This is a genomic window from Afipia broomeae ATCC 49717 (genome assembly GCF_000314675.2).
Classification (GTDB): domain Bacteria; phylum Pseudomonadota; class Alphaproteobacteria; order Rhizobiales; family Xanthobacteraceae; genus Afipia; species Afipia broomeae.
The window spans coordinates 2,577,511-2,591,426 of sequence record NZ_KB375282.1 but is presented as its reverse complement, the minus strand read 5'-3'; the positions used below and the strand labels follow the sequence as shown (position 1 = coordinate 2,591,426).

The window sequence follows — 13,916 nt, the reverse complement described above, 5'->3', positions numbered from 1 at the left end:
GCGAGGAAACTCATTTGGCTTTGATTTCCAATATCGGTCTTACCACCGCCTTCGCTGCCGGGGCTGTGTCGTTCCTCTCGCCTTGCGTCCTGCCACTGGTCCCAGGTTACGTGTCTTACGTTGCTGGTCAGTCGGTTGTCGGCTCCACTGCTGGCAAAGCGCGATTGCGGACCCTCGGCTTAAGCCTGTGTTTTGTACTCGGCTTTTCGACGGTGTTCGTGTTGCTTGGCTTGGGCGCAAACGCGCTGAGCATGCTCTTGAACGCCTACCGATGGGAGGTCAATCTCGCCAGCGGGTTACTGGTCATTATCTTCGGCCTGTTCACCGCAGGGCTTCTTCGCTTGCCATGGCTTCAGCGAGAGTTGCGATGGCATGGAAATCCGCCCGGGAGCGGACCGGTCGCTGCCTACTTTCTCGGAATGGCTTTCGCCTTTGGGTGGACGCCCTGCATCGGTCCGGTACTTGGCGCAGTTCTAGCCGTCTCGACGTCGTCGTCCAATCTGAATGGAGTTGCTCTCCTCGTCGCATATTCGCTAGGGCTCGGGCTGCCCTTTATTCTAGCGGCCCTTTTCATGGGCGGGTTTGTAGAAAGGCTGCGCACCTTCCGCCAAGCCGGTCGCGCGCTACAGCTCGCAGCCGGCGCCGTTATGATTGTGATGGGGATAGCCATGATCACTGGGCATCTCACAATGTTCGCGATTTTTATGCTTGAGATGTTTCCGGCGCTCGGGACCATCGGATGAGAACCGAACCGATTGCTGCGAGGCATGCGCCGATGCACGGACTGAGACTCTTTGGACTGGGTCTGGCGTTGGCGTGGCTCCTCATCGATCAAGCAACGAAGTGGTGGATCCTCGAATACGCCATGAAGCCGCCCGAGGCGCTCCGCATCGCGCCATTCTTTAACCTAGTGCTCGGCTGGAACAGGGGCGTCAGCTTCGGGTTGTGGGGTGGTCATGAGTTGCCACCTTGGACGCTCGCGCTTTTGTCGGGGAGTATCGCGACGAGCCTCCTTGTTTGGCTGTTCCGCACGGACAACCGTCTTGTGGCCACAGGCGTTGCCCTTATCGTTGGTGGCGCTTTTGGCAACGTTCTTGACCGCCTGCGCCACGGAGCCGTGACTGATTTTCTCGATTTTCACCTCTGGGGTTGGCATTGGCCAGCCTTCAATATGGCCGATGTTGGCGTGGTCTGTGGCGCAGCATTGCTGATCCTGGAGAGTTTTGTTCACCAACGCCGCGTGGCGGCATAGTTTTGCTAGAGGCAGATATGATGTGGGCCTGCTGATGATTGCGCGCCGTGGATCACGTGCGAACCACACCCAGATCGGTAAAACTGATCGCCAGAAGCTACGGCAGAACGCAGGCGCAGCAAAACGGGATTTCAATAAGAAGTGCCCGGCCATAATAGTATTGCATTCCAAAGTTTGATATTCATGTCTCTGATGAGACGAAGAACCAACCATCGACGCGCGTCTGTTGCACCGATTTATTATCGGCTGCTGATAGCGTTTCTTGCCGTCGCATATTTAGTGGTCGGATTTGCGGGTGAGATTTCGTGCGCAGGGGAATCGCTTTTCATCGGCGCTGCATTTGAGGTAAGCGCCATAATTGACAAGGCCGACGAGGGTTCGAAGGCCACTCCCACGGTTGTTGAGCATTGTTATAGCTGCACTCCGCTTGTGATGCCCGCGCGCGTCGAAATTGTGGAGCCTTCGGCCAAGCCAGTCGAGTTGTCCTTCGAAGCACTGACATTCCTGCTGGAAGATTATCTCGAACTTGATACGCCACCGCCCAAACATCTGACCTAAGAGTTGAGCCGCATGCGGCTGAGCCGCGTCGCTGTCTTTTCGCTTTTCTGGTCGACATGATGTATTTGCTAAGAGTGGCTTTGCGCCTCTTGTGCGCACTGCTTGTACTAACCGTTCCAGTCGAAGCTGCGGAGAAGGTGCAACGATCGATTTCGTTGCCCGAGGCCCTGCAGCGCGCTCTGGCGGCAAACCCGCGTCTCACGGCTGCGGAGCGCGATATCGGCATCGCGGGAGGCCTTCGTATTCAGGCCGGGGTGCTTCCCAACCCGGAGGCCTCATTCGAACTCGACAACGCGCTCGGGTCGGGGCCCTACAAGGGCGTTCGCTCGGCCGAGACCAACCTCCAGCTCAGCCAACTCGTTGAACTGGGCGGCAAGCGTGAGGCGCGCGTTGCGGTCGGAGAGGCCGGCATCGGCACGGCTGTATGGCAGCGGCGGGCGACGCGATTGGAGGTTCTCTCCGAGACCGCGATCGCGTTCATCACAATCATCAGCGCCCAACGCCGGATCGAGATCTTTAACGAGCAGATTGCAAGCTTCGATCCTCTCATTCCGCTGCTTCAAAAGCGCGTGCAGGAGGGGGCGTCGTCACCCGCCGAGACGCTGCGTGCGCAGGTCGCCGCAGACCTGTTCCGGGTGGAACGTGAGCGCGCCAAGACGCAGTTGGCAACCGCACGTCGCGACCTTGCGATCCTGATGGGCGATCGTATCCCGCGTTTTGGTGAAGCGGTGGGCCGACTTGCCAGCGTGGGGCAGCCACCGCCGTTCCAAGCGGTCGTCCAGGCCATCGAAGCCAACCCGCAACTGATGCGCTGGACGGCCGTGACAGCGCAACGAAATGCCGAACTCATTCTGGCCCGCCTTAAGTCGATCCCCGACGTTCGCCTATCCGCCGGATGGCGGCACTTCCAGGACACCAACGACAATGCGGTGCGGCTCGGCGTATCGATACCGCTTCCGGTCTTCGACCAGAATACCGGCAACATCATTGCTGCCCAGGAAACGCTTGCAAAGACCGGCGCCGAGCGGGCGATCAACAAGCTCGTGCTGATCAGTATCGCAGGCCGCGCTTATGACGCTCTGACCGGTGCGCTCGCCGAACTGAAGCTGCTGCGGACGTCGGTCATTCCGAATGCGCGCAGCGCAGCGGAAACCATCCAGGGGGGCTACCTTCAAGGCCGCTTCACGTTGCTCGAATTGCTCGATGTTCGAGGCTCGGTTTTGCAGGCACTGCTCCGGGAACAGGAAGCCTTGCAGAATTTCCACATTGCCATCGCGACGATCGAAGGTCTCGTCGGTAATCCGTTTTCTCTCACCCGCGAGAGTTCAAGATGATTTCTGGATTGATCCGCTATTTGGGTTTCGTTTTGGTCGCTGTTGCGCTCGTCTACGGCGGCTACCGAATGTTGATTCCGGCTACGAAAACGACCTCCACTGAGAAGGCCGAAAAGGAAGAACGAGCGAATAGCGTCTCGTTGAGCGACGCCAAGATTGCGGCATCTGGAATCGAACTTGCGACAGCGTCACCCGGCGTGCTGCGCGACAGCCTGTTGCTGAACGGAATGGTACAGCCCAACCAGGAGTCGCTGGTCCAGGTTACACCCCGCTTTCCGGGGATCATCCGTGACGTGCGCAAGCGGATCGGCGACCGAGTCCAGAAGGGGGACGTTCTTGCGGTCGTCGAAAGCAATCAGAGCCTGACCCCATACGAATTGAAGGCGCCACTGGCGGGCACGGTGATCGATCGCCAGACCACCCTCGGGGAATATGTTTCGGAACAGAAGCCGGCGTTCGTTATTGCGGATCTATCGACGGTGTGGACCGATTTCTCCGTCTATCGGCGCGACCTGACGCGGGTCAGCATTGGCGATCAGGTTTTCATCGATCCCGCTGATGGGAAGCCAGTGATCGATGCCAAGATATCGTATCTGTCGCCCGTTGGCAGCAGCGACACCCAGAGCGCGCTTGCCAGGGCAATCGTGCCGAATCCCGAGCTGCGGCTGCGGCCCGGCCTGTTCATAACGGGCCGGCTAACCCTGTCGGCGAAGCAAGTGAGCGTTGCCGTGAAATCCTCGGCGCTGCAGAGCATTGAAGGACGCGCGGTGGTCTTCGTTCGCAACGGCGAGAAATTCGAGGCCCGCGAGGTCGAGATCGGTGAGCGCGATTCGGAGTCCGTGGAGATCACCTTCGGTGTGCTGGAAGGCGATGTGTATGCAGCACGGAACAGTTTCATCGTGAAGGCGGAACTGGCGAAAGGAGCGCCGGACAATGATTGATGTCGCCTCAGCGTTGATCACCATCTTCATGAACAGGCGTCCGGAGAACTGCAATGATTGATGGCATCCTTTCATTTGCCATCCGACAGCGATGGCTGGTGTTGATCGGCGTTCTTGCCATGGCCGTCTTTGGCGCATGGAATTTCACGCGCCTGCCGATCGATGCTGTGCCCGACATCACCAACGTTCAGGTCCAGATCAACAGCCGCGCACCAGGCTACTCGCCATTGGAAGTCGAGCAACGCATTACCTTTCCGATCGAGACCTCGATGGGAGGGCTGCCGAACCTGGAGAATACGCGGTCGCAATCCCGTTATGGCCTCAGCCAGGTCACGGTCATCTTCAAGGACGGCACCGACATCTACTTCGCCCGTCAGTTGGTCAACGAGCGGATTCAGCGGGTCAAAGACCAATTGCCGGCAGGCATCGAAACCGCGATGGGACCGGTCTCGACGGGATTGGGCGAGATCTACATGTTCACGGTCGAAGCAACGCCCGAGGCGCGCAAGGCGAGCGGAGAATCATACAGCCCCAGCGATCTGCGGACGATCCAGGACTGGATCATCAGGCCACAGTTAAGGACTGTTGCCGGCGTCAACGAAATCAACACGGTCGGTGGATTCGAGAGACAGTTCCATGTGCTGCCCGAACCCGCGCAACTGATGGCCTACAAGTTGAGTTTCCGTGACGTCATGACGGCACTTGCGACAAACAACGCGAACGTGGGCGCAGGTTACATTGAGCACAATGGCGAACAATACCTCGTCCGTACGCCGGGACAGGTTAGCAACATCGACGAAATCAAAGAGATCGTGATCGGATCGCGCAACGGCATTCCGGTACGAGTGGCCGACGTCGCCGACGTCAGGGAAGGCAAGGATCTGCGCACGGGCGCAGCAACCTTGAATGGGAAAGAAGTCGTGCTGGGAACCGCAATGCTACTGATCGGCGAAAACAGCCGAACTGTGGCGCAGCGCGTGGCCGCCAAACTCAAGGAGATCGGCCGTTCGTTGCCGCCCGGTGTGATCGCGCATACCGTCTACGACCGGACGCGCCTCGTTGAGGCGACTGTTGCGACCGTCGAGAAGAATCTCGTCGAAGGCGCTCTCCTGGTGATCGTTGTTCTGTTCTTGATCCTGGGAAATTTCAAAGCGGCGATCGCAACAGCGTGCGTCATACCGCTGTCCATGTTGTTCACCATCACTGGCATGGTGGAGAACAGGGTCAGCGCCAATCTGATGAGCCTCGGCGCCATCGATTTCGGCATCATCATCGACGGGGCCGTCATCATCGTCGAGAATTGTTTGCGCTTGCTCGCCGCGGAACAACACCGGCTCGGCCGCGTGCTTGATCGCCAGGAACGTTTTGACACCATTCTCGCGGGATCGCGCGAGGTGATCCGTCCCAGCCTGTTTGGAACATTCATTATTGCTATCGTTTACCTGCCAATCCTGACGCTCACCGGCGTCGAGGGAAAGATGTTCGTGCCAATGGCCCTCACGGTGTTGATGGCGTTGACCGGCGCCAGCATCCTGTCGCTGACATTCGTACCTGCTGCCGTGGCGCTTCTTGTTACCGGCAAGGTATCCGAGCATGAGAATTTCTTCATGCGAGGTGCACGCCGGATCTATACGCCGTTGCTCGCCACCTCGATCCGCAACAGGTCCGGCGTCGCCGCAATTGCCGTCCTGCTGATTGCCATCTGCGGTGTCGCCGCCACCCGCATGGGCGGTGAGTTCATTCCAAGCCTCGATGAAGGCGATGTGTCTATGGAGGTCATCCGCATCCCGGGAACGAGCCTGACCCAATCGGTGGAGATGCAGGCAATGGTTGAGACGCGACTACTCAAGGTGCCTGAAGTCAAGGAGGTGTTTGCACGCACGGGCACGGCGGAAGTTGCGACCGACCCGATGCCGCCGTCGGGGTCGGATGGTTACGTGATGCTGAAACCGCGCAGGGAATGGCCCGATCCTGACAAGTCGAAGGCAGCGGTTGTTTCGGATATCCAGGAGGCCGCCGAAGACGTCCCTGGAAATGTCTATGTGATTTCGCAGCCGATCCAGCAACGCATGAATGAAACGGTATCGGGTATCCGCAGCGACGTGGGCATCAAGATATTCGGCGACGATCTGGAAGTGCTTATCCAATCTGCGGCTCGGGTCCAGGCGATCCTCAAGAACGTTCAAGGGGCGGCGGATGTCAAAACCGAGCAGACTTCGGGATTGCCGGTGCTCACCGTCAAACTGAACCGTCAGGCTTTGTCGCGCTATGGAATTAGCGTTGGCGATGTTCAGAACCTGGTGGAAATCGCGGTCGGCGGTAAGAGCGCGGGCCGGGTGTTTGAAGGTGACCGCCGCTTCGATATCGTCGTCAGGCTCCCGGAGCACCTGCGCTCTGACATCCAGGCGATCAGGTCGTTGCCGATTCCGTTGCCGCCCCTCGAGAACCCGGCCAAAGCAATGCCCGCCTTGTGGGGCAACTCCCCACTTGCTCAGATTCGCTATGCTCCATTGTCGGAACTCGCGCAGATTGAGCTGGCACCTGGTCCAAATCTCATCAGCCGTGAAGACGGAAAACGACGGATCGTGGTGACCGCGAACGTAAGGGGGCGTGACCTCGGATCATTCGTCGCCGACGCACAAAATCAGGTCACGGAGCAAGTGAAGCTGCCGGCCGGCTATTGGATCGGCTGGGGCGGGCAGTTCGAGCAGCTTGTCTCAGCGACGCAGCGGCTCATGATCGTCGTACCGCTCGCGCTGCTTTTGATCTTGATGTTGCTCTTCATCAGCACAGGGTCAATGCCCGACGCATTGCTGGTCTTCAGCGGCGTGCCCCTTGCCCTGACCGGAGGTGTCGCCGCACTCTTGCTAAGAGGAATCCCGCTGTCCATTAGCGCCGGTATCGGCTTCATCGCGCTCTCCGGCGTGGCAGTCCTCAACGGTCTGGTTATCATCACGTTCATCGAAAAACTCCGACGGGAAGGACATGCACTGATCGATGCGGTCCGGGAAGGTGCGTTGACCCGGCTGCGTCCGGTCTTGATGACGGCGCTCGTGGCGTCTTTGGGCTTTGTTCCGATGGCGATTGCGACCGGCGCCGGGGCGGAAGTGCAGCGGCCGCTGGCGACCGTTGTTATCGGCGGGATCATTTCGTCGACGATCCTCACGTTGCTAGTGCTTCCGGCTCTCTACGTGCTGTTCAGGAAAGAGGCCCGATCGAACGTTGCTGTTGTTGCCGCCAACCAAGGAGAACGACCATGAGATTCGTACTGGCAATCCTCGCCGCTCTCTCGATGGCTTCACAGGTTTCTGCCGAGGAATACGAAAAGGGGCCGAACGGAGGGCTGATGCTGGACGTTGCCGGCATCGACGCCGAACTAATGACTTCTGGAAACACGGTTACGTTCAACATCTTCGTTCCGAACACCCCTAAACCGGTCTCTACAAGAGGCTTTATTGCGGCCGCGCTCATCGTCAGTGGCAATAGCCGCGAAACGCTTCCCCTTGCGCCTCAGGGCGAAAATTCACTGAAGGGCGACGCAAAGAATCCGATAGCGGCGGGAGCGACCATCACGCTCACGATCAAGACAGCCGAGGGCAAGTCCGGCCAGGTCAAATTCAAGAAATAGAGACGCAATAGTGTGGCGACTGAGATGCATCGCAACATTCTGCGCTGTGCTGCAGACTTGAAGATGACCTTGGTAGACGAAGACTATGGGATTAATCTCAAAGTGAGGCAGCCACGTACCAGATCGAAAAGAGGAAAGCTTTAATAGCCGGAGGACACGTCCATGAGGATGCGGGTTCTTCTTTTTTTCGTAGTTGCATTAGTTGCGGTATCAACCGACGCCAGTGCCTTTAGTTCATCCGCACCGCAGGGCGGATGGTCGAACCTGACGAGCGAGCGTCTGCAGCAGCTACCATCGAGCGTTCGTACAGCGATTGTCACTGCCCAGAAAGTCTGTGGTGAAGAGAGTATCAGCGTTCGGAGCGGTTTTATCCGGTATCTGAAGGATGTGAATGGAGACGAGTTTGTCGCACTCCATTTTGATCGGTTTCATTGCGCAAATCGATCGGCTCTTTGTATATCGACCGGATGCTTGCACCAGATTTTTGTGGCTCGAAGTGGTCTTGCCCATCGCGAAGTCTGGCGCGACCATGTTCAGGAAGTCGATATGACGAATGAGACCGGCCGGATGTCCGCGAACGTTGAATGTAGTCGCGAGGGGGGACACTGCGCGACTATGTTGCAATGGAACGGTAAGCAGCTTGTTCGTTGAAAAGCGTATAGAAGATCTGCAGTGAGCGAGGCCCGCGTTCCAGGTTCGGCTGTTCTCAAATCATCAACTCAAGAACGACGTGATGACACTCACTGCGGCGTCGAGGAGTTCTTCGGGGGGCGCCGATGATACCGGTGCGTCCCGGCATGCGCAGCTAGGCTCTCCGATTGCCGGCGATTGGTAGCGATCAATACCGATGAATAGGCCGCGAAATGCCATCAGAGGACCTCACTAAATATTCAATTCTGCGCTCGTTCTCTCAATCATTCGCTTCGATGCGTCCCGCCGAGCGCTAAATTCATTCACGATATGTTCGACAAACCATTTCGCGGCGAACCGAAGGTCGCCGCGAACCTTCTTAGTTCTGCTCAGCGCCGGCTGCGCCGAGTAGAGGATCAACTATGCCCAGGAAAAGGGGACATACCCGTAGCGGACGAAGTTTGCCCGGCAATCGGGAAACAATTAGCGGGCAAACTATTCGGGGACAAACTATGCCCCGGGTATCAACAACACGCCAATTCAAATGTGCAGTGATATCGCGGTCGCATTGCTGGAGCACCCCGAACCCCGGCTTCGGGAGTTAAGCGCCCGCGCACAAGCGCGGACCTCCGGTACAAAATGATCATTCCATAGGCATATCGCGCAAGATGTCGGCGCAGGATATGGAGAACGCAGGCATTCCACGTAGTGCAACCAACACAATGTGAATGGCGATTTGTCGCAGTACGACACAATGAGTATGCGGTACACATTTTGTGTCCGGAGAATCAAATTGGCGATCAACTATCGACCAGCGTCCAGCTTGAATATAGGAAGTTTGCGCTCTTTCGGGGCGGTTTTTCTGTTGGTTGTTTATCTGGTCGGCGGCGCCTTACATGGGACGTGCGGAATGGCATTTCTCGGAGCAGACCCCGGCGTTTCGTGCCAGACATCGGGTCAATCGCATAACTCCGAATCCGCAGTGCTAAGTCATCACTGCCACGGTTGTTTTGCCAGCGTCATGCCAGTTCCCTGCGCAAGTGCGATTGGCGAGACCATGGGATATGGGCTGAAGTGGACCGCTATTTCAATCGACGGGCTTTCGCCGACCCTTAATACTCCACCCCCAAAGTCGCTCGCCTGAACGTGTTTCGCCGAACGCTGCTGATGCGTTCCTGAAATCGTTTTCGAGCTAACTGTCACTTTCCGATAACGATCGCACTGGCATCCGTTGAGCAATCAACTTCGCGCCACCGCGAGTCCGTGCCGCTTGCGGCTGCGTGGAAAGGCGCAGGGAGCTCTCTCCTCCGAGAGGCAACCCATGAGCGACAAGTCCATTATCGGTCTTTCGCGGTTGGTAACATTGCGTCAGCAGGTCGATACGGTGGCCCGCAACATCGCTAACCAGTCGACCACAGGCTACAAGAGCGAAGGTCTGCGCTTCCGGGAGTATCTGACGGAAGCAAAGGAAGAAGACGTCCGATCGTCACCGTTGCGATCGCTCGTCGCAGCCACGGCGTTCTCAGATTTCTCGGCTGGGCCACTTCAGGCGACCGGCAATTCCACCGACGTTGCGATGATCGGGGACGGGTTCTTCGTCGTCGCGGTGCCTGGTGGTGAGAGATATACGCGGAATGGCGCCTTCACGCTCGACGCGAAAGGCCAACTGGTCACGCTCGGCGGTCAACCGGTGATGACTTCGACCGGCCCAATCAGGGTCTCGCAGCAGGACGGGCCGGTCACGATCGGCCCCGACGGCTCTATCTCTATCGGCAAGGGATCCATCGGGCGTTTACGCATTGTCCGGTTTGCGGACCAGCGGCAGCTCTCCGCGGAGAGTGGCGGAATGTTTTCTGCTGCAGCTTCGCCGACGGACGTCGCGGCAACCGAAGTGCGGCTCGCCTCCGGCGTACTTGAGGGGTCCAACGTCAGGACCGTGCAAGAGATGAGCAAGCTGGTAGCGGCAACGCGCGCTTACGATCAGGTCGCTAACGCCATCCTCCGCGAGAGTGATCCGAACGAACTCAAGCGGCTGGCTGGTGAGGAGTGAAATGATAGGTAGAACAGACAAACCTGCCCACCGCGCAAGGACGGGAGCATCCGCGCGTTCAGATCGAGGGCATTTTGTGAAGAAAGCGGAGCGCGCACTCAACGTTCCGTCGAGATCTCGTCGCAAGGACCCATCTGAAGGTGACGACGTCACTCATCGCTTGGTCTGGGATATCTCGGCCGTCAGCGTTTATACAATGCGGATTGCGGAGCTTCTGGGGAAACGGATTGGTGTCAGCGGTCCGCAGTGGATGATCTTGATGGCGATCGAAGAACTGAGTGATGGGAGCGGATTGTCCGTCAAGACCGTGGCGGCACTTCTTCACGTCGACTCATCATTTGTTTCGGTTCAATCCAAAATGCTGGAAAAACGCGACCTCATTCGACGTAGTCGTTGTATGGAGGATCGAAGAATCATGCTTCTTTCGCTCACGGATAAAGCGACCAGACGTCTAACGCCTCTCATTCCGACTCGCGCGCGACTTCAAGGATCCATTCGCGGTGACCTCGATGGTTCCGCCCTCCTGCAGCTATCAAACATGCTTTCCGCGTTGCGCGACCGCATGCGCAAGGAGACGGCGTTAGTCGCTACTGGTGAATGATGATGCAGCTTTGGATTGAGCGTAGTCATCTCCAAATCAATTCAACTTCGGCAGGAAGTTGGGAACTTTTACCGAAACACTCGTGGAAAACGAGGTGAGGGCCGTCTCGCCACCTGCTTATTCGTACAAACCTGCGGCAATAGTGTAATATTGTTGCGGGTCGACATGCATTCGTCATGCATGCTATGTAAATCCACACAGCAACCGGATTTGTGATTTGTCACCTCGTCTGATCACCAACAGGACTTCCCATCTGCGCATCCCGCGCAGGATTGCGGTTGTGTTGCTGATGCTGACGTACGTTTTTGGCGGCTTGCTGCACGGTCTGACGGATATCAGCCCATTCAGTTCGCCTGCGAACGTGGTGGTGTCCTCATCGGTGGATACAAACGACGGTCACTCCGATAAGGGAACCGCGGCAGGACACCACTGTCATGGGTGCTTCTCGGTATCGATATCCGCGCCCCCCCAAATGTCGGCCACGGTCGAGCCTCGGATCTCGTCTTTAGCGTTTCCGCAAGTATGCCGTCGGGATCGTGTCCCGGAACTTGATACTCCGCCCCCCAAATTCCTGACCTGAATGCATTCGCCAGGCGCGTGAGCGCCTTTTCTCGGCCGCTCTTCAGGTTCCTATTTTCATGTCGATCAGAAGCGTCGCCACGCGAATTGCGTGTGCGTCGGCACTGCTTGTCAGCCCTTGGCTCACAGGCGTGTCGTACTCTCAGACATTGTCGCTCCAGACGGCGCTACAACGCGCTTTGGCTGCAAATCCTCGCCTGACGGCGGCCGAACGCGATGTGGGCATTGCATCCGGCCAACGGATACAGGCCGGTGCGTTGATCAATCCGGAAGTATCCTATGAACAGGACAACTCCCTCGGCTCTGGTGCGTATCGCGGCACTCGCTCTGCCGAAAGCACGTTGCAGATCAGTCAATTGTTTGAACTGTTCGGCAAGCGGGAGGCACGCATCGCCGTTGGTCAGGCGGGTGTTGATACAGCCGAAATTCAGCGCAAGGCCATTCGCCTAGAAGTGCTTTCAGAAACGGCCGTTGCCTACCTCAGCGTGCTTGGAGCTCAGCGCAGGATTCAGATTCTCGACGAGCAGGTCGCTCAGATCGACAGGATAACTCCTCTCCTGCAGCGCCGGGTTGAGGCTGGTGCATCCTCGCAGGCAGAAACGGGTCGAGCAGAGGTCGCATCCTCTTTAGTAAAGGCTGATCGCGAACGTGTGCGATCACTCCTTGCAAGCGCACGACGCGAACTGGCTGTGTTGATGGGTGACACAGCTCCGAAGTTCTCGGCCGTCTCTGGGCGGCTTGATGCCACGGGGCGTCCACCATCGTTCGGCGCCGTCGTCGCGGCGATCGACGCCAATCCCCAACTGGTGCGATGGACCGCGGTCTATGCGCAGCGTAATGCCGAGCTCCTGCAAGCGCGGCTGCGACCCTACCCGGACCTGCGTGTGGGCGCGGGATGGCGGCACTACAATGAGACCGCAGACAACGCTGTACGGTTGAGCATCTCGGCTGCAATTCCTGTGTTCGATCAGAACCAGGGTAACATTCTCTCGGCTCAGGAGAGCTTGGCGAAGACTCGCGCCGAGCGCGAGGCGAACCGCAACGCGCTAATCGTGATCGCAGGACGAGCCTACGATTCCATTCAGGGGGCGCTACGCGAACTCGCCATTCTTCGTGAAACGGCGATTCCGAAGTCGCGGCAGGCATCAGATGCGATCCTCGAAGGTTATGGGCAGGGGCGTTTTTCCCTTCTTGAAGTCCTCGATGCGCAGGCTTCCGTTGCGCAAGCGCGCCTGCGTGAGCAGGAAGCGCAGCAGAATTTCCACATCGCCGTCGCCACCATCGAAGGCTTGGTCGGCAATCCATTTGCACTGGCGCGGGAGAGCGCAAGATGAAGATTTCCAGAACCATGCTCGTTACTGGCGCGCTAATCGCCGTCGGTGTTGGCGTTTATGCTTTCGCTCCATCCAAATCTGCAGCGCCGGCTACGAAAGAAGCGGCTGCGGGAACGGAGGAAGGACACGGCGCCGAAGGTGTCGAAATGAGCGATGCGAAGGTCGCTGCCGCAGGCATCGAAGTCGTTGCAGCTTCCAAAGGTACGTTGCGCGACGCTCTTCAGTTGAATGGCATCCTGCAACCCAATCAAGAAGCCCTCGTGCAAGTCACGCCGCGCTTTCCGGGCGTGGTACGTGAAATTAAGAAGCGGATCGGAGACCAGGTCGAGAAAGGCGAACTGCTCGCCAAGATCGAAAGCAACCAGAGCCTGACCGTCTACGAAATGCGAGCGCCGATCGCCGGTACGGTGATTGATCGCCAGATTTCGCTCGGCGAGTACGCGTCGGAGCAGAAGCCTGCCTTCACGGTTGCCGACATCTCTACCGTCTGGGTGGATCTGTCGGTCTATCGACGTGATCTTCCACGGGTAAAGCTTGGCGACACCGTCCTTATTGACATCGGTGACGGCGGTAAGCCGATTGAAGCCAAGCTCTCCTACATTTCGCCCATCGGCAGTAGCGACACGCAGAGTGCGCTCGCACGGGCGGTCGTATCGAACGAGGACCTTCGGCTGAGAGCCGGCCTGTTCGTTTCAGCCCGGTTGATACTGACCGCGAAGGAGGTCCCCGTCGTCGTGAAGTCCGAAGCGTTACAGACCGTTGAGAATCGCAATGTTGTCTTCGTGAGAAATGGAAACAAGTTCGAAGTGCGGGACGTGGAGCTGGGCTCGCGCGATCCAGAGCAGGTTGAAGTCGTCTTCGGTCTTCTCGAAGGCGACAAGTACGCCGCGAAGAACAGCTTCGTTGTCAAAGCCGAGCTGGCGAAAGGCTCCGCATCTCATGAGCACTGATAATTTCACGCGGTCATCCATGCGCCGTGACAACCATCATATGGGAGACGCGACAGCTT

General features: G+C 57.9%; 11 protein-coding genes. All 11 read left to right on the top strand.

Annotation, left to right across the window (positions count from 1 at the left end):
- Positions 1–14 precede the first annotated feature (14 nt).
- The 11 genes from HMPREF9695_RS12080 to ihpB (HMPREF9695_RS12030) all read left to right on the top strand — a co-directional run bounded on the left by HMPREF9695_RS12080 (position 15) and on the right by ihpB (HMPREF9695_RS12030) (position 13,857).
- Entirely contained in the window at positions 15–743 is a 729-nt protein-coding gene (locus HMPREF9695_RS12080; protein ID WP_006021143.1) for a cytochrome c biogenesis CcdA family protein, read from the top strand.
- Positions 740–1,252, top strand: a complete 513-nt coding sequence (gene lspA / locus HMPREF9695_RS12075) for a signal peptidase II (protein ID WP_245258751.1) — start codon at positions 740–742, stop codon at positions 1,250–1,252. The genes HMPREF9695_RS12080 and lspA overlap by 4 nt, the downstream gene beginning before the upstream one ends.
- Before the next feature lie 183 nt (positions 1,253–1,435).
- Positions 1,436–1,810 (top strand): hypothetical protein, encoded by a 375-nt coding sequence (locus tag HMPREF9695_RS12070; RefSeq protein ID WP_006021141.1) that lies wholly within the window; start codon positions 1,436–1,438, stop codon positions 1,808–1,810.
- Positions 1,811–1,869: 59 nt separating this feature from the next.
- Positions 1,870–3,144, top strand: a complete 1,275-nt coding sequence (gene ihpA, locus HMPREF9695_RS12065; protein ID WP_041711730.1) for a divalent metal ion exporter subunit IhpA — start codon at positions 1,870–1,872, stop codon at positions 3,142–3,144.
- Complete coding sequence (ihpB, locus tag HMPREF9695_RS12060) at positions 3,141–4,085, top strand: divalent metal ion exporter adaptor subunit IhpB (protein ID WP_006021139.1); 945 nt, start codon at positions 3,141–3,143, stop codon at positions 4,083–4,085. Before ihpA (HMPREF9695_RS12065) ends, ihpB (HMPREF9695_RS12060) begins: the two co-directional genes overlap by 4 nt.
- 53 nt (positions 4,086–4,138) lie before the next feature.
- Positions 4,139–7,345 (top strand): efflux RND transporter permease subunit, encoded by a 3,207-nt coding sequence (locus HMPREF9695_RS12055; RefSeq protein ID WP_006021138.1) that lies wholly within the window; start codon positions 4,139–4,141, stop codon positions 7,343–7,345.
- A gap of 32 nt (positions 7,346–7,377) precedes the next feature.
- Positions 7,378–7,713: a hypothetical protein gene (locus HMPREF9695_RS12050; protein WP_245258750.1), complete on the top strand. Its 336-nt coding sequence runs from the start codon at positions 7,378–7,380 to the stop codon at positions 7,711–7,713.
- Between the two features lie 1,951 nt (positions 7,714–9,664).
- Entirely contained in the window at positions 9,665–10,393 is a 729-nt protein-coding gene (gene flgF / locus HMPREF9695_RS12045) for a flagellar basal-body rod protein FlgF (RefSeq protein WP_006021135.1), read from the top strand.
- A 76-nt stretch (positions 10,394–10,469) separates the two neighbouring features.
- Positions 10,470–10,994, top strand: coding sequence for a MarR family winged helix-turn-helix transcriptional regulator (locus tag HMPREF9695_RS12040; RefSeq protein ID WP_157223932.1), 525 nt, complete (start codon positions 10,470–10,472; stop codon positions 10,992–10,994).
- 638 nt (positions 10,995–11,632) lie between these two features.
- A complete protein-coding gene (gene ihpA, locus HMPREF9695_RS12035; RefSeq protein WP_006021133.1) occupies positions 11,633–12,907 on the top strand; it encodes a divalent metal ion exporter subunit IhpA in 1,275 nt (424 codons plus the stop codon).
- Entirely contained in the window at positions 12,904–13,857 is a 954-nt protein-coding gene (ihpB, locus tag HMPREF9695_RS12030; protein WP_006021132.1) for a divalent metal ion exporter adaptor subunit IhpB, read from the top strand. The genes ihpA (HMPREF9695_RS12035) and ihpB (HMPREF9695_RS12030) overlap by 4 nt, the downstream gene beginning before the upstream one ends.
- Positions 13,858–13,916: the final 59 nt, after the last annotated feature.

Coding starts and splice junctions, on each gene's coding strand:
- lspA (WP_245258751.1), top strand. CDS start 740: ATGAGAACCGAACCGATTGCTGCGAGGCATGCGCCGATGCACGGACTG.
- HMPREF9695_RS12070 (WP_006021141.1), top strand. CDS start 1,436: ATGTCTCTGATGAGACGAAGAACCAACCATCGACGCGCGTCTGTTGCA.
- ihpA (WP_041711730.1), top strand. CDS start 1,870: ATGTATTTGCTAAGAGTGGCTTTGCGCCTCTTGTGCGCACTGCTTGTA.
- ihpB (WP_006021139.1), top strand. CDS start 3,141: ATGATTTCTGGATTGATCCGCTATTTGGGTTTCGTTTTGGTCGCTGTT.
- HMPREF9695_RS12055 (WP_006021138.1), top strand. CDS start 4,139: ATGATTGATGGCATCCTTTCATTTGCCATCCGACAGCGATGGCTGGTG.
- HMPREF9695_RS12050 (WP_245258750.1), top strand. CDS start 7,378: ATGGCTTCACAGGTTTCTGCCGAGGAATACGAAAAGGGGCCGAACGGA.
- flgF (WP_006021135.1), top strand. CDS start 9,665: ATGAGCGACAAGTCCATTATCGGTCTTTCGCGGTTGGTAACATTGCGT.
- ihpA (WP_006021133.1), top strand. CDS start 11,633: ATGTCGATCAGAAGCGTCGCCACGCGAATTGCGTGTGCGTCGGCACTG.
- ihpB (WP_006021132.1), top strand. CDS start 12,904: ATGAAGATTTCCAGAACCATGCTCGTTACTGGCGCGCTAATCGCCGTC.